Here is a 20,639-nt window from a genome sequence, read left to right on the forward strand (position 1 = left end):
CAGCGAAGAATCCATAGGACGTTCGTGCGCATGGATTCTTCGCTGCGCTCAGAATGACAGGCAATCAATTATGGCCCAGAAGAAAACCGCCGGGAGACAAGCTCCCGGCGGTCGTGCTTTGCTGGTTCAGGTCGAAAGGAGCCCGGCTCAGAAACTATACTTGGCGGTGAAGGACAAGGTCGTGCCCGCCAGCGGCAGGAGCGAGCCATTGCCGTAAACCGGATTCGGCGGCGCCCAGTTCTTCTGGTTGGTCACGTTGCCCAGGCTGACCCGGTATTCCCATTTCTTACTGTAGTGATACCAGAAACTGGCATCGAGCTCGTATTGGGTCGGGATGACGAGGGTGCCGGCATTGTTGTTGTTGATCGGGCCGGTGATGAGCACATTGCTGGAAAGGCCCCAACCGTTGTCGAACGAGTAGGAAACCAGCGCATTGGCCGAAAGCTCCGGTAACCCGGCGGTGCGCCAGGAGGTGACGCTGCCGGGCAACTGGGCCTCATTTCCCACCAGTTCGCTGGGGCCACCGAACGGATAATCAATAAACGCCGCGCCTGCCGTGTTGGAGGTCGTGGCTTTGATGTAAGAGAACGAAACCGTCGCATAGAGGTGCTTGTCCGGTTGGTAATTCAATTCGGTCTCGAAGCCGCTCGCCTTGAATTTTTGGAGGGCGGTGCTGCTGGCCGGCTTGGCCGTGCGGGTTTGGTCGAAGTAGGCGAAGTTCAGAAACACCTTGTCGTGGTTCAGGTTGAACTTCGTGCCGACTTCAAACATTTCGGCCGGCTGCATGAAATTCCCCTTGTCCAAGGACGTGCCCGTGCCGTCCCAACCGGTGATGCCGCCGCCATTGCCGACCGCTCCGGAGATGTTTTTGCTATAGTTGTAGGTCACGTAGGCGCTGGAGCTCGGGGTCATCTTGTAGACCAAGCTGGCGTTATAGTTCGGATCCCAGACGCTGATGGTGCCATGGGCGTAGAAGGGGCCGAGCGGGTCCTTGACGTTGGCGCTCAGGTGGTCGTAGCGGGCCCCGGTCACGATGTTGAACTTGTCGCTTACTTTCCAGGTGGCCTGGATGAACGGGCCGACCGTGGTGCCATGGCTGTCGTTGGTGTCGCCGTTGATCGCGCCCTGGGTAGCATAGCGCCCCGGCCAGCCGGGGACGGGCTGGCCGACGAAGCGGCCGTAGAAGGCGGTGGCGTTGTAAACATTGATGTAGTTGGTATCCTTGGTGAGATCCCACACGTTGGCCGGCTCGAAGAAGTAGTCGTCGTAGGCCTTGGTGCGCTGGTAGCGCAGATCAAGACCCGCATTGAGGGAGACAAACGGTTTCGTGATGATGAACTCCGTCCGGTTCTCCATGAACCACGAGGGATCGATGATCTCGGAATAGTAATACGAGCTGAGCGTGTTGCGGGCCGTGTAACTGAAGAAGGAATTGTTCACGACCTTGAAACCATCGCCGACCAGGAAGGTCTGGATGGCCTGGGCGTTGAACTCGCGCCCAGTGGAGTGGTCACCGGGTTTCAGCAGCCGGTCGTGCCGGTCAATCTGCACGGTCGGTCCAAGGGCCAGGCTGTTGGGGCCCCCGTTGACATTGACCGAATTCTGCGGGTCGGAGGGCGCACCGGGCGCGTTGTTGTTGTTGATACCGGTGATGTAGTTGCCGTTGTCGATCAGATCCTGGGTCGGGCGGTTGAGGCCCCAATTCTCGGTATAGCGATACCAGCTGGCCGAGGCGTTGACGAACAGCTCGTATTTGTCGGTCGGCCGGAACGTCAGCGCGCCGTAGAAGGAGTTGTTCTTGTTGTAGTAGTCATGCCAGTAGCCGTTGCTGTCCACCCCCGAGTAGCTGAAGCGGTAGGCGAGCTGCTTCGAGAGCGGGCCGCCGACGTCGATCGTCCATTCCTTCTCGCCATACGAGCCGACCGTCGCGCTGATGCTGCCCTTGAAGGCGTCAAAGAACGGGCGTTTGGTCACCAGGTCGACGTAGCCGCCGACATACATCGAGGTGCCCTGCACCGCGGTGGCGGGGCCCTTGACGATGTTGACTGACTCGACCGAGTTGAAGTCGAGCGGCAGGCCGTTGCCGTTGGAGGTGATGCGGCCGCGCACCCCGTTGATGAACAGGTCGGCGGTCTGGCCGCGGATGGACGGGTTGGAAGGCGCGCCGAAATTCGTCGTGGTGTAGGAGCTGGAGGTCAGCTTCGTGAAGTCCAGCACACTCGAGATGTTGATGTCGCTCAGTTGCTGGGTGGAGATGATCGTGACGTTGCGCGGCACGTCGACGATGTTGTCGTCGGTGCCGAACACCGAGCTGAACGGACGCGCGGTCGGCAGGATCTGCTTGGCGGGCGCGACGCCGTTGACGCTGAGTTTCTCCAGCTCGAGCACCTCGTCAGGTGCGGTCTTGGTGTCGGTGGTTTGGGCGGACATCAGTCCAGTGGCGCAGGCGGCAAGGAGCACGGCCAGCGACAGGCGTAGCGAGTTAGGTTTCATGGAATATGGTGTTAAGGTGGTGGCACAGGCCACGCCACCCTTAAAGCAGGCCATATGCCACTAGGCCAGCAGTTTGATGACCAATAAAATTGCCAACGCGGTATGGGCTCTGCTGAATCGCCACCACATGCACGTGTCCATTCTGGCCCACCGGCTCGCCGCCGGACTGCTTGCCCTTTCGGTCGTCTTGCCGGCGGCCGAAATCATCCGCCCCAAGGTCGTGATTGTCGCCATGTTCGAGATCGGCGCGGACACGGGCGACCAGCCGGGCGAATTTCAATACTGGGTGGAACGCGAGAAACTGGACCGCGTCCTCCCGCTCCCCGCCGCCTACCATGCCATCCGCGCCAATGCCGACGGCTCCGTCATCGGCATCGTCACGGGCGTGGGCAACACCAACGCCGCCGCCAGCATCATGGCGCTCGGACTCGATCCGCGCTTCGACCTGAGCAAGAGCTACTGGCTCATCGCCGGCATCGCGGGCGTCGACCCGCAGGTCGCCTCGGTCGGCTCCGCCGTCTGGGCGGACTTCGCCGTGGAGGGCGACCTCGGCCACGAAATCGACGCCCGGGAGATTCCGGCCGGCTGGAAAACGGGCTATGTGCCGTTGAGGAAAAAGGAACCCTACGAGCTCCCCCTGCAGCCCCCGGAGGAGCTGGCGGACCACTGCTATCAACTGAACCCGGCCCTGCTGCATTGGGCCTATGAGTTGACCAAGGACACCCCGCTCGCGGACAGCGAGGCGCTGCGTGCGTTTCGCGCCCGCTACACTGACACCCCCGCCGCCCTGCGCCCGCCTTCGGTGCTGATCGGCTCCAACCTTGCCTCCAGCACCTATTGGCATGGCCGGCTTCTCAACCAGTGGGCGGAGGACTGGGTCGTCTATTACACCGCCGGCCGGGGCCGCTTCGCCACCACTGCCATGGAAGACACCGGCACCCTGCGGGCCCTGACCAATCTCACCCGGGCGGGCCGCGTCGACGTCAACCGTGTGCTGCTGCTGCGCACCGCCAGCAATCACGACATGCCGCCCCCGGGCGTCACCGCCGCCGAAAGCCTGGCCGGGGAGAAGATCGGGCACTATTCCGCCTACCTCCCCTCCCTTGAGGCCGCCCACGCGGTCGGCAGCCGCGTCGTACACGCGCTGGTCGGGGGCTGGAGCGTCTACGAGGCCACCCCACCCTCCGCCCCGGTCCGCTGAGCCCCGCTTTCCATGTTGCTTAACCGCCTCTACAAACTCGACCAGTCCGGCACCACCGTCGGCCGCGAACTCCAGGCCGGCGCCACGACCTTCGCGGCGATGGCCTACATCCTCGCGGTCAATCCCGCGATCCTGTCCGCCGCCGGCATGCCGCAGGCCGCGCTCATCACCGTCACGGCGCTGACCGCCGCCGTCAGCACCCTGTTGATGGGCTTCCTGACGAATTACCCGCTGGCCCTCGCCCCGGGCATGGGGATCAACGCCTACTTCGCCTTCACCGTCTGCCTTGGCCTGGGCGTCTCCTGGCAGTCCGCCCTCGGCCTCGTCTTCGTCAACGGCTGCATCTTCCTCGCGTTGTCGGTCACCGGCGTGCGCGAGAAGATCATCGCAGCCATCCCGCACCAGCTGAAGCTGGCCATCACCTGCGGCATCGGCCTCTTCATCGCGTTCATCGGCCTGAAGAATGGCGGCATCGTCGTCTCCAGTCCCGCCACGTTTGTCACGCATGGTGATTTCGGCACGCCGGCCGTGCTGCTCTGCTTCGGTGGCATCCTGCTCACGGCTGTGCTGATCGCCCGCCGCATCCCCGGCGCCATCATCCTGTCCATCCTGGCCGTCACGCTCCTTGGCCTGTTCGTCTCCAACGGCAAGGGCGGCACCGTCACCACCATGCCGGGGTCGCTGTTTTCCCTGCCCGCCTCGCCCATGCCGACGATGTTCCAGTTGAACTTCGACCTGCTGCTGCACGACTTCGCCAAGGCCCTGCCCATCATCCTCACCCTGCTGCTCGTCGATATGTTCGACAACATCGGCACGCTGATCGGCGTCACCCAGCGCGCCGGCCTGCTGGACAAGGACGGCAAGCTGCCCAAGGCCGGCCGCGCGCTCGTGGCCGACTCCATCGCCGCCATCCTGAGCTCACTCTTCGGCACCTCGACGGTCGTCAGCTACATCGAGTCCGCCTCGGGCGTCGAGGCGGGCGGGCGCACCGGGTTGACCGGTGCCACGACCGCGGTCCTCTTCCTCTTCGCCCTCTTCCTGACCCCGGTGATCCTCGCCATTCCCGCCGCGGCCACGGCCCCGGCGCTCGTCATCGTCGGCATCTTCATGTTCCAGTCCGTCGCCCAGCTGAAGCTCGACGACTTCGCCGAGACGGCGCCGGCCTTCCTGATCATCGCCGGCATCCCGCTCAGCTTCAGCATCGCCGAGGGCATCGGCCTCGGCCTGATCGCCTACGCGGTCCTCCGCCTCGCCACCGGCCGGGCCAAGCAGACCTCGCCCCTGACCTACGTCCTGGCCCTCATCTTCAGCCTGCACCTGCTGCGCGCCATCGTCGCCCGCCTGTTCTGACCGTTTTGCCGTTGCCGGCGCGGCGCCGGCACCTCGATGTTAACCAATGGTATGCTTGGGCACCCGCCTTCTCGCCCCCGGCCGGCATGGGACTTAAGTATACTATTAGTTGACATCCGCCGACCGACTCCGGCCGCAAGTTTCTGGTTGCCCGCCGCCGCGTCGCGTCGCCTAACTCATGTCATGCGACACCTCGCCCTCCTGTCCATCCTGACTCTCGCGGCCCACGCGGTTCCGTTCGCCGACCGTTTCGAGGAGATCAAGAAGACCGCCAAGCCGGCGGAGCTCTACACGTTCCTCTACGCATTGCCCAAGGGCGGTGATCTTCACAACCACAGCGGCTCCGAGCGCCCCGAGTGGATCTACGCCATCTGCACCGACCCGGCGCGTAACGGTGGCGAGACCTTCTACACCCGCGCCCGCTTCGCCGCCGCGCCTGACGCCATCGCGCCCGCCCAGCGGTTCTACAACATCCGCCAGCATACCTACGACGGGCTGACCCCCGAAGTGCGCAAGGAATACGTCAGGCTCACCGACCTCACTCCCGAGGAACGCGCCGCCTGGTGCAACAGCCTCCGCCTCGACGCCCCGGGCGAGGGCCGCGACGAATTCTTCAGCAATATCTGGCCGCGCCGCGGGGACATCGAAAACTGTCTGCCGGTCGTCACCGAGTCACTCGTCGAGAACATCAAGGCGTTCGGCGCCGAGCACCTCGCCTATCTCGAGACCCAGTTCAGCGTTGGCGGAGTCCGGGCCAACGACGGCAGCGTGATTCCCATCGAAGACGCGGTCGCCTTCGTCCGGCGCCGGCTGGCCCAGCCCGATGTCGCCAACAGCGGCGTGACCGTGCGCTTTCAAAAGGCCATCCTGCGCTTCCTGCCCGGCTCCGAGCAGCATCTTGCCCGGGCCTACGAGTTCGTCGACGCCCACCGCGACCTCTGGGTCGGCCTCAACATGGTCGGCATCGAGGAAAACGGCCACGGCTATCCTGCGCGCTTCCTCGAGGCCTTCCGGGCCCTCCGTGTCCGCTACCCGACCCTGGCGCTGTCGATCCACGCGGGCGAGATGGACGGCAACGACTCGCACATCCGCGACACGCTCCTCCTCGGTGCCAGCCGCATCGGCCATGGCGTGAACATCCTCAAGGATCCGGACACCCTGCTCCTGCTCCAGCAGACCCGCCGCGTGTTGATCGAGATCAACCTGATTTCCAACCGGCTCCTCGAATACACGCCCGACCTCGCGAAGCATCCCTTCCCGGAATTGCTCCGCACCGGCGTGCCGGTCTGCCTCAACACCGACGACCGCGGCATGTTCGACAGCAATTTGACCGACGAATATTACACCGCCGTGACCACCTACAACCTGTCTTGGGACGAGATTGTCCAGCTCGGCCGCAACTCGCTCACCTTCTCGTTCGTCCAGCCCGACGTGAAGGCAAGGCTGTTGGCGGACTACGACCGGGCCGTGGCCGCGTTCGAGGCGAAATTCACGCCGCCGGACTCGCTCAGCCAGCTCGCAGCGGTCAAGCCGGTCACCTACGGCTACGCGAAGCGCAACTGGGGCTTCCCTTTCGCGCAATAAGCCCTCTCGGCAAATGTAGGGTCGCCGCTCGGCGGCGGACCGGTCCGGCGGCAAGCGCCGACCCTACAATTTTTCTGCAATATAGCCGGGCATCCGGACTCACATGTGGTGCGTAAGTTGATTTGCACCATGTTCTCCCCGGCTGAAAAATTCGAGCTGGCCGCCATTCCCGTCGTCACCGCCGGGGTGGCCTGGCTGGCACCGCACGCCGGTGTGACGCTGGAGGCGGGCGAACTCATCGCCGGCGTGGCCCTTCTGATTCTGGTCCAGGGTTTCTTTCGCGACCTGTGGCTGCTCCGCCAGGCCCGACGTCAGGCCGCGGCCCCGGCCCGCGAGGCCAGGTGCATGTGTGTCGAGTCCGCGCTCGGGCTCACCGGCATCGTGGCCGGCATCGGGTTGGTCGGGCTGGGCTTTGCCCGGACCGTTTTCCTGCACGCCTCCGGTCTGGCGGCCATCGTTTTCGGCACGATGACCGCAGGCTACCTGCTCAAGGATTTCGTCTTCACGTGGTCGCCCTGGAAAATTTACCGAGAGAAGGACCACGCCCAGGTCATCTTTCGCTGGCGGAAGTGAAACTGTCTTGAGGTGAACGCGGCCTCCGGACGCGTTTTCTGGGGCGAGGCCAACCCGCCCGGCCCGCCAGCCATAGCCTTGGCGACGGTTGAAGGCCGGGTTCCACCTGGGTCAAATCGGACGATGAGTCCTAAAAGGGCGGCTTGGTCGCCGCCCGCGACGCACAGACCACGAGGAGCGGAATGGTCGTGTTGTGCCGCACCTTGTCGATCGTGCTGCCGTGCAGCAGGTCGCCGATGAGTTTGTGGCCGTGCGAGGCCAGCGCGATGAGGTCGCAGTGGGAGCTCGCGGCAATCTTGACAATCTCGGTCGGTGGATTGCCCAGCGCCAGCAGCGTGTCGACGCGCAGGCCGCCGAGGCGGAGCCGCTCGGCGGTGCTTTCAAGGTATTCGCTGTCGGCGCGCATCTCATCGGACTCGGCGAGCTTGAGCTGTTCGAAGTTGCGCGCGGCCCAGCCGTCGGCGACGTGCAGCAGCAGCAGCTCCGCGTTGACCTGGCGCGCCAGCTGGCAGATATGGGGCAGCAGGTGCCCGTCGGCCGGGCCGTTCTCGAGGGCGACCAGGATCTTGGTATACATGGTCAGTTCCCCCCGGTCACGCCGGCGATGTCCAGCAGCAGTTTCACGTTGAGGCCGATGATAACCAAAGTGACCGTCCAGCCGAGCAGTTTTATCCACCACGGGTTGACGAATTCGCCCATCTTGGCCTTCTCCCCCGTGAAGCGCATCAACGGCCAGCAGGCGAAACCCAGCTGCATGCTCAGGCAGACCTGGCTGGCGAGCAGCAGTTGCGTGCTCTTGCTCTCGCCAAAGCAGCCGATGACCACCAAGGCGGGCACGATGGCGATGGCCCGGGTGATCAGCCGGCGCAGCCAGGGCCGCAGGCGGATGTTCAGGAATCCCTCCATGACAATCTGACCGGCGAGCGTGCCGGTCAGCGTCGAGTTCTGACCGGAGGCCAGCAGGGCCAGGGCGAAAAGGGTGCTCGCGAACGTCACCCCGAGCACCCCGTCGAGCAGATGGAAGGCCTCCTGAATCTCACCGACCTGCTCGTGGCCGTTGCCGTGGAACGCCGCGGCGGCGAGCACGAGGATCGCCCCGTTGATGAAGAGCGCAAACATGAGCGCGAAGGTCGAGTCGATGGTCCCGAACTTGATCGCCTCGCGCTTGCCGGCCGGGTTCTGCGCGAATTTCCGTGTCTGGATGATCGACGAGTGCAGGTAGAGGTTGTGCGGCATGACCGTCGCCCCGAGGATGCCGATCGCCACGTAGAGCATCTCCGAGTTGCGGAGGATTTCCAGCCGCGGAATGAAACCGCGGAAAACTCCGCCGAGGTCGGGCTGGGCGACAAACAGCTCGACCGCAAAGCAGCCGCCGATGGTGAGGATCAGCGTGATGACCAACGCCTCGATGTAGCGGAATCCGCGGTGCTGGAGCAGCAGCACGATCATGACGTCGAACGCCGTGATCACGCAGCCCCACATCAGCGGGATGCCGAACAGGAGTTGCAACCCGATGGCCGATCCGACGACCTCCGCCAGATCGCAGGCCGCAATGGCGGCTTCACAGAGTATATAAAGGAACCACACCGTGGGTTTGGAATAGTGGTCGCGGCAGGCCTGCGCCAGATCCCGCCCGGTGGCGACCCCGAGCTTGATGCTCAGGTGCTGCAGGAGGATGGCCATCAGGTTCGAAACCATGATGACGGACAGCAGGGTGTAGCCGAATTTCGCCCCGCCCGCGAGGTCGGTGGCCCAATTGCCGGGATCCATGTAACCCACCGCCACCAAAAAACCCGGCCCGGAGAATGCCAGCACCTTGCGCCAGAAGCCGGCGGTGACGGGCACGGCCACGCTGCCGTGCGACTCCGGCAGGCTCAGCGCCACCCGGGCGTGCCGCCAGCCCGGCTCTGCTCCGGGGGGCTTGGAAGTGGCTTCACTCATGGATGGCCGGATCCTCAGAAGCCATAATTGAAGCGCAGCACGTGGTTCCAGTCCGCCGCACCGCGATAGATGGCATAATCCCACCAAGTATCTGCCGAAACGTGCAGGGTCGCGCCCAGACCGACGGTCCCCGCCCACGGCAGACCGCCGGTGGATTTGCCCATGGTCGCCTCGCCGTAGACCTCAATCGCCTTCAGGATCGAGCGTTTCACCGCCACCGAGCCGAACAACTTGTTGTCATAGCCGGTGGCGGCGGCGTTCCGCAGGAAATCCACCTCGCCCATCGCGTCGAGGCTGAAGCCGCCGGCCAGTTCGGTGTGCAGCGGCACGATGAGGCCGCCCTCCATGGCGTGGTTGCCGACGCCACCCGAATTCGTGGGCAGCTTCACGAAGGGCAGCAGGGCAATCGTGGTGTAATTATCCGGCGACTCGTAGAACCGCCACTTGGTGCGGAAATACACGTCGCCGATGCCGCTCCGGCGGTCGGTGAAGGTGCCGGCCACATATTTCTGGCTGACGAAAACCTCCGCCCCGGCCTGCACGTCCCAGCTGGAGGTCAGGCCCGTCGTCAGGAACGTCGTGGCGGCGCCGAAACCCGTATAGTTCCGGCCCGACTCCCGGTCGACGGTCACCGCAATGGCGTTCATCCTGAGCAGGAAGCGCCCCGGCTGCACCGTCACCGGCGTCTCGGTGATCTGGGCGCGCGCCATGACGGCGAGCAACAGCAACAGTCCCGTCGTCCGTAGGAATTGATACATAATGTAGCTTTGGCTACACTTGGAGCTCGACATGTCAAGCGCTTCCCATCAGCAAAGGCGGCGTGCCCGTGAAAAAAGCCGTCCGCTCCGCCGCCAAGCCCGTGCGCCCCTCCGCCCTCCAGGCCGAGAGCCTGCGCCAGACGCGGCGCGAGCATGCGGCGGAGACCGCCGAGGACTATGTGGAGGCCATCGCCGACCTGGCGGCCGCCCAGGGCGAGGCCCGCGTCGTGGACCTGGCCCGGCGGCTGGGCGTGACGCATGTGACGGTCAACCGCACCCTCGTTCGCCTGCAGCGCGAGCGCCTGGTCTCGGTCCAGCCCTACCGGGCCATCTTCCTGACCCCCGCCGGCCGCAAGCTCGCCGAGGAGTGCCAGCATCGCCACAGCGTCGTCGTCGCCTTCCTGCGGTCGCTCGGGATCCCGGAAAAGACCGCCGAAATCGACGCCGAGGGCATCGAGCATCACGTCAGCCCCGAGACGCTGGCCGCCTTTGCCCGGCAGACGGCAAGGTAGGGCGCGGACTCCGTTCCGCGCCTCACGAGGTGGACCCGGCCTTCAGCCGCCGCCAAGGCCATGGCCGACAGGCCAGACGGGTTGGCTGCGGCGTGCGTCCAAAAAACCGGTCCGGAGGCCCGGTTCCACCTTGTCACCGCCGCGCCGCCCGTGCATCTCAGCAGGTGCATGTCGAAGAACTTCGCGCGCCTGGTCTTCACCCTCACGCTCCTGTTTTTCTGCGCCTTCTTCCTGTGGCCGATCCTGCAGATCCTGAAGGGCGGGTTCATCGACGCCGACGGCAAGCTGACCTTCGCCTACCTTGCCTCGTTGCTGACTGACCCGATCTACCTCGGCGGCCTGGCCAATTCCTTCCTGCTGGCGCTGACGACCACGATTTTCGCCCTGCTCATCGCGCTGCCGCTGGCGTTCGTGTCCGACCGCTTCCTTTTTCCGGGCAAGGGCTTCCTCGGCTCGCTCATCCTCGTGCCCATGATCCTGCCGCCCTTCGTCGGCGCCATCGGCATCAAGCAGATCCTCGGGCAATATGGCGCGCTGAACGCCCTCATCATCAACCTCGGCCTGCGGCCGGAAGGCTGGACCTTCGACTGGCTCGGGGCGAACCAGTTTCTCGGCATCGCGCTCGTCAACGCCTTCAGCCTCTACCCCATCATCTACCTGAACGCCGTCGCGGCGCTCGCCAACATCGACCCCGCCATGGAGGAGGCGGCCGAGAACCTCGGCTGCACCGGCCTGCGCCGCTTCTTCAAGATCACGCTGCCGCTCATCAAAAGCGGCCTCTTCGCCGGCGGCACCATCGTGTTCATCTGGGCCTTCACCGACCTCGGCGTCGCGCTGATTTTCGACTACGACCGCGTGACCTCGGTGCAGATCTTCTACGGCCTGAAGGACATCGGCGGCAACCCGTTCCCCTACGCGCTCGTGGCGGTCATGCTGTTCAGTTCGGTCGTGTTCTACGGGCTCGGCAAGGGCCTGTTCGGCCGGGACGCCTACGCCATGATGGCCAAGGCCACGTCCTCCGGCGGCCCGCAGGGGCTCTCGCGCGGCCGGGCCTGGATCTGCACCGCGCTGTTCGCCGGCATCACCTTCATCGCCGTGCTGCCGCACCTCGGCGTGGTGCTCGTGGCGTTCTCCAGCGACTGGTATGCGAGCGTGCTGCCGAAAAATTTCAACCTGCACAACTTCGAGATCGCCCTGGGCCACGACCTCACGGTGCCGGCCATCGCCAACAGCCTCAAATACGCGAGCCTCGCGACCGTCATCGATCTCGTACTCGGTATCGCGCTGGCCTACGTGATCGTCCGCTCGAAGATCCGCGGCCGGCAGATCCTCGACTTCCTCGCCATGATGCCGCTCGCCGTGCCGGGCCTCGTGCTGGCCTTCGGCTACCTCGCCATGAGCCAAGACGGGAAATTCTTTTCGTTCATCAATCCCGTGCGCGACCCGACGGTGCTGCTCATCATCGCCTACTCGGTGCGCCGCCTGCCCTACGTCGTCCGCTCGGCCGCCGCCGGCTTCCAGCAGACCAGCGAGACGCTCGAGGAGGCCGCGCAGAACCTCGGCTGCCCCCCGCTCAAGGCCGTCTTCAAGATCACGCTGCCGCTCATCGTCGCCAACCTCATCGCCGGCGGCCTGCTGGCGTTCTCCTTCGCCATGCTCGAGGTGTCCGACTCGCTCATCCTCGCGCAGAAGCAGCTGTATTATCCGATCACCAAGGCCATCTACGAACTGTTCCAGCTGCTCGGCGACGGCAAGTTCATCGCCTCGGCCCTCGGCGTGTGGGCCATGGCCTTCCTCGGCATCACCATCGCCGGCATGACCATCCTGCTCGGCAAGAAGCTCGGGGCGATCTTCCGGGTTTAAAGCCCGGAATTTTTAACCACGGATTACACGGATGGTCACGGATAGTCGGCCTGTAGGAGCCTGCTTGCAGGCGATCCCGAGGCCCAGCCACTGACTGGATGGTGAATCGCCTGCAAGCAGGCTCCTACAAGGTTTGATCCGTGCTATCAGTGGAATCCGTGGCGGTTTTTGTTTCTGTCTGTCAATTGTTCGCCTTGAATTGGAACTGCCAGTGCTCGCTCGCGACGATGCGCCGCCCACCATCTTGCGGTGGTTCGTAGCGCCACTGCGACACCGCGGCGAGCGCGGCGTCGGCAAACTCCGGGGTGGTGGCCTCGATCACCTCGGGCAGCCGCACCCGGCCATCCTCATCCACATAGAACCGCACCGCCACCGTCCCATCCACCGCGCGGGCTCGCAGGGTGGCCGGGTAGGCCGGCATGGGCTGCGTCAGCGCTTTCGGGGCCTGCGCCAGCGCCTGCATCTGCGGCACCTTCACCGGCTCGGTCAGCCTGAAGCCGCCGGTTTCGGACTGCGCCGCCTGCGCCGGGTCCTTGCCGAAGGGAAAGACCACGATGCCCTGCAGCTTGAAACCGATGCGCAGGGTGTGGCTCTTGAGATCGTCCGGGTTGTTCGAGGGCTGGAAGCGCCACATGCGCACGGCCTCGACGGCCGCCTCGGCCAGGCCCGGATGCGTGGCTTCGAGCACCAGGATGTCAGCCGGCTTGCCGGCTGCGTCGCGGCTGAGGGCGATTGTGACGTGTCCTTCCGCCACGCCGTCGAACTTGACCGCCTCGGGGAACACGGGTTCGGCGAAACGCGTCAGTCCGAGTTGCTTGAAGGTCTCCTGATTCGTCGTCCCGAGGAGCGACAGCGGCGCAATGAGCACCACGGCGGCGCAAAGCCGCGCGACAAGCGGAGGGGTAGCATTGAACAACGCCCGCAACGGGCGTTGTCCTAATTGCCCCATGGAAGTCCCGCAGTATGCTGCGGGGTAAGTTACAGCATTCATGGCTTTGTGCCGGGAGTATACGCCCGACCGGCCCGGAAAACAATGAGGTCAGGCCCGCTGCCGCGCACCAATAACGCCGGCTAATCCCAGCACCCCCAGCCCCAAGAGGGCGCTGAAGAGGAAATACCGCCCGTTTTCGTGCAGGCCGAGCGCCGTGATCAGCACCGGCGCGAAACCGGCGAGGATGCGCCCGAGGTTGTAGGCGGCGCCGGAAAGCATGGTTCGCCAGGCCCCAAAAACCTCGTTGAACCACGCCCCCATCAGTCCGAACGGAATCCCGTTGAGCAGGGGTAAAACCAAGGCGAACACCAGTCCGGAACGCGTCGAAGCGCTAAACCACACCCCGGCTGACAGGGCCAGCAAACCGCCGGCGTAAAGCGTCAGGGCCCGGGCCACGCCCCAGCGGCGCACCACCCACGCGCCCAGCAGCATGCCCGGGGCGACGTTGCCCCAGAACAGCACCGTGTAGATGGGCGATTGCGGCAGCTCCTTCGCATAAAAAACATTCATGGTCCCGCTGGCGATCGTCAGGCTCGCCAGACCGAAACAGAGCAGGAACAGGCCCCCATTCTCGCGGATCGCCTGTAGGAGCGTGCTCGCACGCGATTCCTGGAGGGACGGCGACCCCGCCGTCCGTTCAGTAACTGTAGGAGGGGCTTTACGCCCCGATACCGGATCCAACTCGCGGGATAAACCCGCTCCTACAGCCGAACCCTCTCCGATCAGTCCGCGCCAGCGGATGAGCGACAGGATGACCACCGGCACGATCGACCCCGCAAACAACCAGCGCCAACCCACCACCGGTAGCGCATACCGCGACATCATCGCCGCGAGCAACCCGCCCAAGATGGAAAACTGCAGCAGCGCGGAAAAACGATACCGCCGCTCACCGCTCACCCGCTCCGCCAGATAGGTGTGGCTGATACCCCACTCCGCCCCGAGCGACAGCGACGCCAGCAACCGGAACGCGACCAAGCTTTCGTAGCTCCACGCCAGGCTCAGCCCCGCAATGCCCGCCACATAGACGCCGAACACCGCCAGCATCATCCGCCCGCGGCCGAAGCGATCCGCCAGGTAGCCGAAGATCAACGCGCCCAGACCGACTCCGGCGAGCCCCGTGAACTGCAGCCAGCCACTCTGCGGGGCCGTCAGCGCAAACTCCTTCGCCAGCACCTTCTCCAGGTAGATGAAGAGGTAGAGGTCGTAGCAATCGAAGAACAACCCGATGAACGCCGTCCAATAGACACGCAGGGCTGACGTAGGTTGGTCGCGGGACTCGGACATCTCGTGCGCGACTCCGGCTTTTACCGGTGCCCACCGCAACCGCAAAAACACCAGGTCAGGAATCTGAGCACTTGAACGGAGGCCTTTCCCGCGTTTTTGTCCCTATGAAACCAAACGCGGTTCAGCCTTTGAATTCAGCCAAATAACACTGTCTGCAAGAAAGATGAATTGGCCTAATTTATTTTCAGGTTTTGTGGGTGCTGTCGTCGGCGCTGTCGCAGGCTCATTCACTACCGTGGTCGTCTACTGGCATTCGAATATATCTTCCGCGCGTCTACGTTTGAAAAACAAGCTCACTTTGTTCCGTCATCACGTCTGGTGGGATATCAAGGACGATAATGTTTTTAAAGACTGGGACGGAAGCCTCGCCGATCTTTGGGAGATATATCACGCCTATTACTTATGGTCACCTTTTTGGAAGAAAAATGGCCTAGATAAAGCGTGGCGTAATTACAAAGGCACAAATGAAGAAAGGGTTGCCTTAAATCGAGATTCTAAGCGACCACCAGCAGGAAGGCAGGACCTTTTAGAGCGCATTGACTCGCTTATAGGCGCCTTATGAAAGAAAGGTCGGGCAAGTCGCCAGAGCCCATGGTCTCAAGCAGCCGTGGCTTATCGCGAACTTTAGCCAAGAAATGAAGCCCGTTGTTCAACAGGACCGCACGGGGTGCGGCATCGCCGGTGTCGCCGCGCTCACGGGACAAAGTTATTCCGCGGTGAAGCGAGAGGCCGCGCGGCTCGGGATTGCGGCGAGCGATCCCACTCTTTGGCACGACACCGGGCACGTCCGGCGGCTGCTGGCCCATTTTCGCCTGCAGGCCAGAAAGACCGAGGAGAAGTTCACTTCGTGGCGTTCCCTCCCCGGCTGCGCCTTGCTCGCGATCAAATGGCACCGGGAGAAGACCGGACCGGCCTGGCACTGGGTCGTGTTCGTCCGCGATGCTGCCGGCGCCTACGTGCTCGATCCGAAGAAGTCGCTGCACACCCATCGCCGCACTGATTTCGGACGCATGAAACCGAAGTGGTTCATCCGGGTGCGCAGCAAAAAAGCTCCGGTCAGCCTAAGGGTCACTTGGCCGGCTCGAGTTTGAGCTGCAGGTAGACGGGGCGGTGGTCGCTGGCGTCGGCGGTGCGCGGGCCGTCCCAGATTTTCGCACTGCCCGGGACGACGAACGGCTTCAGTCCCGGCGACACCAGCAGGTAGTCGATCCGGCTGTAGGTGGCCTCGCGCCGGTAGAAATGCGTCCAGAGCTGACCGCGTGAGTCAATCGCTTCGGCGAGCTCGCCGATCACCTTGTCGCCGCGCTTCTGCATCGCCTTCACCGGCCGGGTGCCACGGGTGTCGTTCCAATCGCCTACGACCATGAACTTCCCTTTCGCCGGGTCGGGATAGCGGGACAACACCAGGTCGCGCACGGCCTCGGCCTCGAGCGCCCGCTGCTGCGCCGATTCGGGATCGTCCTTCCGCTCGGTGCGCTTGCTCTTGAGGTGGACGACGAAAACCGAGAAATCGCCTTCGTTCGTGGCGAAGATCACTTCCAGCACGCCGCGCTTCACGAAGTCATTCTTTCCGAAATACCGGATGGGCACTTTGGCGTGCCGCCGCACTTCCTTGAACGGCAGCTTCGACAATAGTGCGACGTGGCGGTCCGCATCGGCTGCCTCCAACACCACCGTGTAGGGAAAGTCCTGTCCGGCTCGCTTCAACTCACGCTGGAAGTCGTCGAGATAAGCCTGCGCACCCATCTCTTCGACAGCGAGGATGTCTGGGTTGATGCTTGTGATGACTTCCCGCAGCGCCGATTTTTCTTTCGCGGGCTTGGGATAGGCCGAACGGTAGACGCCATCGACCATCCGGTCGGCCACGGTGTAATTCTCGACGTTGTAGGCCGCGACCGTGATCGCCGCCGAGGCGGCCACTGCCAGAAGGCTGATGGTCGAAAAAAGGCGCAGAAGACGCAAAAGATAGTCACCACTAATCCACACTAATGACTCACTAATGGCAGGTAGTCCCAATCCCAATTCTGATTAGGGCCTAATTAGTGGTCATGAGTGGCGACCAGGCGGAATCCTCACAGGAGGTAACAGAGGGAACGGAGAATACGGTTTTGACCACGGATTACACGGATTGACACGGATGGGGCTCAAGCCGCGGGCAAGCCTCAATCCGTGATAATCCGGGCTCCATCTGTAGTTAAAACCTCCTGTCTTTTCTCCGTTACCTCCTGTGCAAACTATCCCTGCAGCGCCCGCTCGCGCTCGACCAGCGTCGGGTGCGAGTAATACACGGCGCTGTAGAGCGGGTGCGGCGTGAGATTGGAGAGGTTTTTCTGCGAGAGCTTGCGCAGCGCGCCGACGAGCGGGGCCGCGCTGCGCATGGCGTTCTTGGCGAAGGCGTCGGCCTCATACTCGTGCTTCCGCGACACCCGGTTGCCGATCGGGGAAAACCAGAACGTCACGAGCCCGCCAAGCAGGCCGAAGAGCAGGAAGGTCGGCGCCGTAGCACCGGCCGGCAGCCCGAACGCGGCGTTGAACCACGCGGCCTGGCTCAGCCAGGCGATGGCGGCGAAGGCCGCGAGCTGCATCAGGCCGACCGTCACGAGCCGCTTTGGGATGTGACCGCGCTTGTAGTGGCCGATCTCGTGCGCGAGCACTGCTTCAAGTTCGTCCTGCGCCAGCTGGGCCATGAGCGTGTCGAAGAGCACGATGCGGCGGAAACGGCCGAAGCCGGTGAAAAAGGCGTTGGAGTGGCCGGAGCGTTTCGAGCCGTCCATCACCTCGATGGTCTGGGCGCGGAAGCCGGTGCGCTCGGACAGCGCGAGCAGCCGCGCGCGGGCATCGCCCTCGGGCAGCGGCGTGAGCTTGTTGAAGAGCGGCAGGATGAGCTTTGGGTAGAGCACGATCATCAGCAGCTGGAAGCCGAACAGCAGCGCGAAGCCCCACACCCACCAATACGTTCCCACCCAGCCGACGAGCGCCAGCAGCGCCCAGGCCAGCGGGAAGCCGATGAGCAGGCCGAGCAGCCAACCCTTCACATGGTCGGTAACCCACAGCCCGAGCGTGCTCTTGTTGAAACCGAAGCGCGCCTCGAGGCGGAACTGCGCCCACCATTCAAACGGGAGATTGGGCAGGCCGATCAAAATCATCGTGCCGACGAGAAACAGCGCGCCGCTCCACGCCGCGCCCGGCGCGAGGCCGTTGAACCTCGTCCAGAGCCACGGCAGTACGCCGCTGAACAGCACGGCGAACAGCACCGCGACCTCCCACACCGTCTCGACCGAGCTGAACCGGCTCTTCGCGAGCGTGTAGTCCGCGGACTTGGCGTAGGTGGCGTCGTCCATCACGCCCGCCAGCGCGGACGGCCGGGCACCGGCATGCCGGCGAACCTCCGCGCGGTTGAGGGCCTCCAGCGCCTGCTGGGCGAGGAAGCGGAGAAAAATGAGGGCGACGACCGAGGGGAGCAGCCAATCCATGAGAGTGAAATGGAGAACAGCTTTTCGATGCGGTGCCAGCTTGAAGAAGCGACTGGGGGATCTGGTGGGAGGGGCTTTATGCCCCGACCGGTGGAGCGGCTTGACCTCAAGACGCTTGCCGAAAACGCGCTGAGGTCAGCGCGTTCCACCCAAAGAGGTCGGGGCATAAAGCCCCTCCCACAAGAACTTCCACGCTTCCGTGTTTCCGCGATAGCAGCGCCTTCCTTTCCTCGCCAAAGTTTGGTTGAAATCGCCGCCTCCCGGCCCACATTGGCGGCGTGGATTCTGACAAGACCGCCAAACTCAGTTTCGAAACCGCGCTCGCCAAGCTCGAGGCCATCGTCGACTCGATGGAATCGGGCGAGGTGCCGCTGGCCGAGCTGCTGGCCAAATACGAGGAAGGCAGCAAGCTGCTCAAGGTCTGCGAAGGCCGCCTCAAGGAGGCCGAGCTCAAGATCGAGAAGCTGAAGAAGGCCAAGGACGGCAGCGCCGCCTTCGAGCCGTTTGAATCCAGCCGCAGCGAATAAGCACGGTCCGTCCCGTTCCCGATGAGCACCTCTCCGTCCACCACCCTCCTCTCCCGCATCGCCAGCCCCGCCGACCTCAAGGCCCTCGCGCCCGCTCAACTCCCGCAGCTCGCGCAGGAAATCCGCGACGAGCTGATCGAGGTGACCGCCCGCAACGGCGGCCACGTCGGCCCCAACCTCGGCGTGGTCGAGCTGACCATCGCGCTGCACCGCGTGTTCAACACGCCGGACGACCAGTTCGTGTTCGACGTCGCCCACCAGGGCTACGTGCACAAGCTGCTCACCGGCCGCCAGGGCGAGTTTTTCCACAAGCTGCGCAAGACCGGCGGGGCGTCCGGTTTCCTTTATCGCAGCGAGAGCCCGCACGACGCGTTCGGCGCCGGCCACGCCGGCACCGCGCTCTCGGCCGCCCTGGGCATGGCCACGGCGCGCGACCTGCGCGGCTCGAACGAGCACGTCGTCGCGGTGTGCGGCGACGCCGCCTTCACCTGCGGTATCACGCTCGAGGCGATGAACAACGTCGTCAGCTCGACCAAGCGCCTGATCGTCATTCTCAACGACAACGAGTGGTCCATCGCCAAGAACGTCGGCGCCATCTCCGGGTACCTGAACCGCATCAGCACCAGCCCGACCTACAACAAGCTGCACCACGACATCGAGGCGTTCTTCAAGAGCTTCCCGACCGGCGTGGAGATGAACAAGGTCTACCACAAGTGGAAGCGCGAGACGAAGGACTTCTTCGTCGAGTCGTCCCTGTTCGAGAAATTCGGCCTGCGCTACCTCGGACCCGTGGACGGCCACAACCTCGAGGCGCTGGAGAAGAACCTGGAGTTCGCCCGGCACTGCGACGTGCCCGTGCTGATCCACGTGCTGACCAAGAAGGGCAAGGGCCTCGACGCCGCCCTCGCCCACCCGGAAAAATTCCACGGCGCCAGCCCGTTCGACCCCGAAACCGGCGAGAGCGTGAAGGCCATCCCGGGCACGCCACCGAACTACCAGGACGTCTTTGGCGCCGCGTTGTCGCGCTTCGCCCGCTCGAATCCCAAGGTGCTGGGCATCACCGGCGCCATGCCCGCCGGCACCGGCCTTTCGCAGCTCGCGCGCGAGGTGCCCGGCCAGTTCTTCGACGTCGGCATCGCCGAGGAGCACGCCGTGCTGTTCGCCGCCGGCCTGGCGACCAAGGGCTTCCGTCCGGTCTGCGCGATCTACTCGACCTTCCTGCAGCGCGCCTACGACCAGGTCATCCACGACGTCTGCCTGCAGAATCTGCCCGTGACGTTCTGCATGGACCGCGCCGGCCTGTCGCCCAACGACGGCCCGACGCACCACGGCCTGTTCGACATTTCCTACCTCCGCTGCGTGCCCAACGCCACCGTGATGCAGCCGAAGGACGAGGACGAGCTCGTCGACATGCTGCACACCTCGCTGCACCTGCCCGGCCCCGGCTTCATCCGCTACCCGCGCGGCGCCGGCACCGGCGCTGCGATCAAGAACGAGCTGGCGCTCGTGCCCGTCGGCCAGGCCGAGATCCTCAAGGTCGGCACCAACATCATCATCTGGGCCATCGGCAACATGGTGGCCGACGCCCTCAAGCTGGCCCAGCGCCTCGAACGCGAGGAGCACATCTCCGTCGGTGTGGTGAACGCCCGCTTCATCAAGCCCCTCGACCGCAACCTGCTCCTCAGCCAGGCCGCCGTCGTTCCACTCCTCGTCACGATGGAAGACAACGTGCTTGCCGGCGGTTTCGGCAGCGCGGTGCTCGAGGCCCTGCAGGAGGCGCATTGCGCCACGCCGGTCGAGCGCATCGGCTGGCCCGACAAGTTCGTCGAGCACGGCAGCAGCGTGGAGATCCTCCGCGCGAGCTACGGTCTCGCCCCGGGCGCGATTTTCCAGCGGGTCATCGAGCGCTGGCGCGGTCTCCAGCCGGACAAGGTCACCGCAGATCGGGGGTAAAACCGGATCGAGGTGGAACCGGACCTCCCGGGCCGGTTTTCCTTGCACCCGTTCCCAGCCCGCCCGGAGGTCGGGCTCCACCAAGAAAAAGCCGCGCCCCTTCCGGGTGCGCGGCGCGGTGACCAAAGGAGCCTGG

At 64.3% G+C, this 20,639-nt stretch carries 18 protein-coding genes; 10 read left to right on the plus strand and 8 right to left on the minus strand.

The genetic code is table 11. The annotated features are described in order from the left end of the window. Positions 1-147: 147 nt before the first annotated feature. Positions 148-2,493: a TonB-dependent receptor gene (locus BLU29_RS17035; RefSeq protein WP_157693959.1), complete on the minus strand. Its 2,346-nt coding sequence runs from the start codon at positions 2,491-2,493 to the stop codon at positions 148-150. Positions 2,494-2,620: 127 nt separating this feature from the next. On the opposite strand from BLU29_RS17035, the gene BLU29_RS17040 reads away from it, so the two are divergent. From BLU29_RS17040 to BLU29_RS17055, 4 genes are all read left to right on the plus strand, one after another. Continuing rightward, the gene (locus BLU29_RS17040; RefSeq protein ID WP_091060476.1) at positions 2,621-3,694 is read left to right on the plus strand and encodes a purine nucleoside permease; all 1,074 of its coding nucleotides are present in this window, start codon (positions 2,621-2,623) and stop codon (positions 3,692-3,694) included. A gap of 15 nt (positions 3,695-3,709) precedes the next feature. Beyond that, positions 3,710-5,044, plus strand: a complete 1,335-nt coding sequence (locus BLU29_RS17045; RefSeq protein ID WP_091061259.1) for an NCS2 family permease — start codon at positions 3,710-3,712, stop codon at positions 5,042-5,044. A 183-nt stretch (positions 5,045-5,227) separates the two neighbouring features. Next, entirely contained in the window at positions 5,228-6,628 is a 1,401-nt protein-coding gene (locus tag BLU29_RS17050) for an adenosine deaminase (protein ID WP_157693960.1), read from the plus strand. 129 nt (positions 6,629-6,757) lie between these two features. After that, positions 6,758-7,201, plus strand: coding sequence for a hypothetical protein (locus tag BLU29_RS17055; protein WP_091060480.1), 444 nt, complete (start codon positions 6,758-6,760; stop codon positions 7,199-7,201). Positions 7,202-7,331: 130 nt separating this feature from the next. On the opposite strand, the gene BLU29_RS17060 is transcribed toward BLU29_RS17055, so the two are convergent. The 3 genes from BLU29_RS17060 to BLU29_RS17070 are packed head-to-tail and all read right to left on the minus strand — an operon-like array spanning position 7,332 to position 9,900. Beyond that, the gene (locus BLU29_RS17060; RefSeq protein ID WP_091060482.1) at positions 7,332-7,778 is read right to left on the minus strand and encodes a universal stress protein; all 447 of its coding nucleotides are present in this window, start codon (positions 7,776-7,778) and stop codon (positions 7,332-7,334) included. Positions 7,779-7,780: 2 nt separating this feature from the next. Further along, positions 7,781-9,142, minus strand: coding sequence for an Nramp family divalent metal transporter (locus tag BLU29_RS17065; RefSeq protein ID WP_091060484.1), 1,362 nt, complete (start codon positions 9,140-9,142; stop codon positions 7,781-7,783). A gap of 14 nt (positions 9,143-9,156) precedes the next feature. Next, a complete protein-coding gene (locus BLU29_RS17070; protein ID WP_157693961.1) occupies positions 9,157-9,900 on the minus strand; it encodes a transporter in 744 nt (247 codons plus the stop codon). A gap of 68 nt (positions 9,901-9,968) precedes the next feature. Here BLU29_RS17070 and mntR point away from each other — a divergent pair, with 68 nt between their 5' ends. Both mntR and BLU29_RS17080 read left to right on the plus strand, forming a co-directional pair. Then, positions 9,969-10,412 (plus strand): manganese-binding transcriptional regulator MntR, encoded by a 444-nt coding sequence (gene mntR / locus BLU29_RS17075; RefSeq protein WP_231962270.1) that lies wholly within the window; start codon positions 9,969-9,971, stop codon positions 10,410-10,412. Between the two features lie 168 nt (positions 10,413-10,580). Then, complete coding sequence (locus tag BLU29_RS17080; protein ID WP_172830290.1) at positions 10,581-12,275, plus strand: iron ABC transporter permease; 1,695 nt, start codon at positions 10,581-10,583, stop codon at positions 12,273-12,275. A gap of 181 nt (positions 12,276-12,456) precedes the next feature. Here BLU29_RS17080 and BLU29_RS17085 read toward each other — a convergent pair whose 3' ends face one another. Together BLU29_RS17085 and BLU29_RS17090 are read right to left on the minus strand one after the other, a co-directional pair. After that, the gene (locus BLU29_RS17085) at positions 12,457-13,146 is read right to left on the minus strand and encodes an energy transducer TonB (protein WP_172830291.1); all 690 of its coding nucleotides are present in this window, start codon (positions 13,144-13,146) and stop codon (positions 12,457-12,459) included. A 168-nt stretch (positions 13,147-13,314) separates the two neighbouring features. After that, positions 13,315-14,550 carry an MFS transporter gene (locus BLU29_RS17090; RefSeq protein WP_091060495.1) on the minus strand — a complete coding sequence of 412 codons (1,236 nt, stop codon included), beginning with the start codon at positions 14,548-14,550 and terminating at the stop codon, positions 13,315-13,317. A 163-nt stretch (positions 14,551-14,713) separates the two neighbouring features. On the opposite strand from BLU29_RS17090, the gene BLU29_RS18220 reads away from it, so the two are divergent. Further along, positions 14,714-15,112 (plus strand): hypothetical protein, encoded by a 399-nt coding sequence (locus BLU29_RS18220; RefSeq protein ID WP_157693962.1) that lies wholly within the window; start codon positions 14,714-14,716, stop codon positions 15,110-15,112. A 73-nt stretch (positions 15,113-15,185) separates the two neighbouring features. After that, complete coding sequence (locus BLU29_RS17095; protein ID WP_091060497.1) at positions 15,186-15,641, plus strand: hypothetical protein; 456 nt, start codon at positions 15,186-15,188, stop codon at positions 15,639-15,641. Here BLU29_RS17095 and BLU29_RS17100 read toward each other — a convergent pair. Together BLU29_RS17100 and BLU29_RS17105 are read right to left on the minus strand one after the other, a co-directional pair. Beyond that, on the minus strand, positions 15,619-16,512 hold the full coding sequence (locus BLU29_RS17100; RefSeq protein WP_091060499.1) for an endonuclease/exonuclease/phosphatase family protein: 894 nt from the start codon (positions 16,510-16,512) through the stop codon (positions 15,619-15,621). The genes BLU29_RS17095 and BLU29_RS17100 overlap by 23 nt on opposite strands. 272 nt (positions 16,513-16,784) lie before the next feature. Then, a complete protein-coding gene (locus tag BLU29_RS17105) occupies positions 16,785-18,023 on the minus strand; it encodes a M48 family metallopeptidase (RefSeq protein ID WP_091060502.1) in 1,239 nt (412 codons plus the stop codon). A 278-nt stretch (positions 18,024-18,301) separates the two neighbouring features. Here BLU29_RS17105 and xseB point away from each other — a divergent pair, with 278 nt between their 5' ends. Both xseB and dxs read left to right on the plus strand, forming a co-directional pair. Beyond that, a complete protein-coding gene (gene xseB / locus BLU29_RS17110; RefSeq protein WP_091060505.1) occupies positions 18,302-18,550 on the plus strand; it encodes an exodeoxyribonuclease VII small subunit in 249 nt (82 codons plus the stop codon). A gap of 21 nt (positions 18,551-18,571) precedes the next feature. Beyond that, positions 18,572-20,503, plus strand: a complete 1,932-nt coding sequence (gene dxs, locus BLU29_RS17115) for a 1-deoxy-D-xylulose-5-phosphate synthase (RefSeq protein WP_091060507.1) — start codon at positions 18,572-18,574, stop codon at positions 20,501-20,503. Positions 20,504-20,639 lie beyond the last annotated feature (136 nt).

It is taken from the genome of Opitutus sp. GAS368, from assembly GCF_900104925.1.
In the GTDB taxonomy this organism is placed as follows: Bacteria; Verrucomicrobiota; Verrucomicrobiia; order Opitutales; family Opitutaceae; genus Lacunisphaera.

Excerpts from the sequence above, each read along its gene's own strand:
- BLU29_RS17035 (WP_157693959.1), bottom strand. The coding sequence starts at position 2,493 with ATGAAACCTAACTCGCTACGCCTGTCGCTGGCCGTGCTCCTTGCCGCC.
- BLU29_RS17040 (WP_091060476.1), top strand. The coding sequence starts at position 2,621 with ATGCACGTGTCCATTCTGGCCCACCGGCTCGCCGCCGGACTGCTTGCC.
- BLU29_RS17050 (WP_157693960.1), top strand. The coding sequence starts at position 5,228 with ATGCGACACCTCGCCCTCCTGTCCATCCTGACTCTCGCGGCCCACGCG.
- BLU29_RS17055 (WP_091060480.1), top strand. The coding sequence starts at position 6,758 with ATGTTCTCCCCGGCTGAAAAATTCGAGCTGGCCGCCATTCCCGTCGTC.
- BLU29_RS17060 (WP_091060482.1), bottom strand. The coding sequence starts at position 7,778 with ATGTATACCAAGATCCTGGTCGCCCTCGAGAACGGCCCGGCCGACGGG.
- BLU29_RS17065 (WP_091060484.1), bottom strand. The coding sequence starts at position 9,142 with ATGAGTGAAGCCACTTCCAAGCCCCCCGGAGCAGAGCCGGGCTGGCGG.
- BLU29_RS17070 (WP_157693961.1), bottom strand. The coding sequence starts at position 9,900 with ATGTATCAATTCCTACGGACGACGGGACTGTTGCTGTTGCTCGCCGTC.
- BLU29_RS17080 (WP_172830290.1), top strand. The coding sequence starts at position 10,581 with ATGTCGAAGAACTTCGCGCGCCTGGTCTTCACCCTCACGCTCCTGTTT.
- BLU29_RS17090 (WP_091060495.1), bottom strand. The coding sequence starts at position 14,550 with ATGTCCGAGTCCCGCGACCAACCTACGTCAGCCCTGCGTGTCTATTGG.
- BLU29_RS18220 (WP_157693962.1), top strand. The coding sequence starts at position 14,714 with ATGAATTGGCCTAATTTATTTTCAGGTTTTGTGGGTGCTGTCGTCGGC.
- BLU29_RS17095 (WP_091060497.1), top strand. The coding sequence starts at position 15,186 with ATGAAGCCCGTTGTTCAACAGGACCGCACGGGGTGCGGCATCGCCGGT.
- BLU29_RS17105 (WP_091060502.1), bottom strand. The coding sequence starts at position 18,023 with ATGGATTGGCTGCTCCCCTCGGTCGTCGCCCTCATTTTTCTCCGCTTC.
- dxs (WP_091060507.1), top strand. The coding sequence starts at position 18,572 with ATGAGCACCTCTCCGTCCACCACCCTCCTCTCCCGCATCGCCAGCCCC.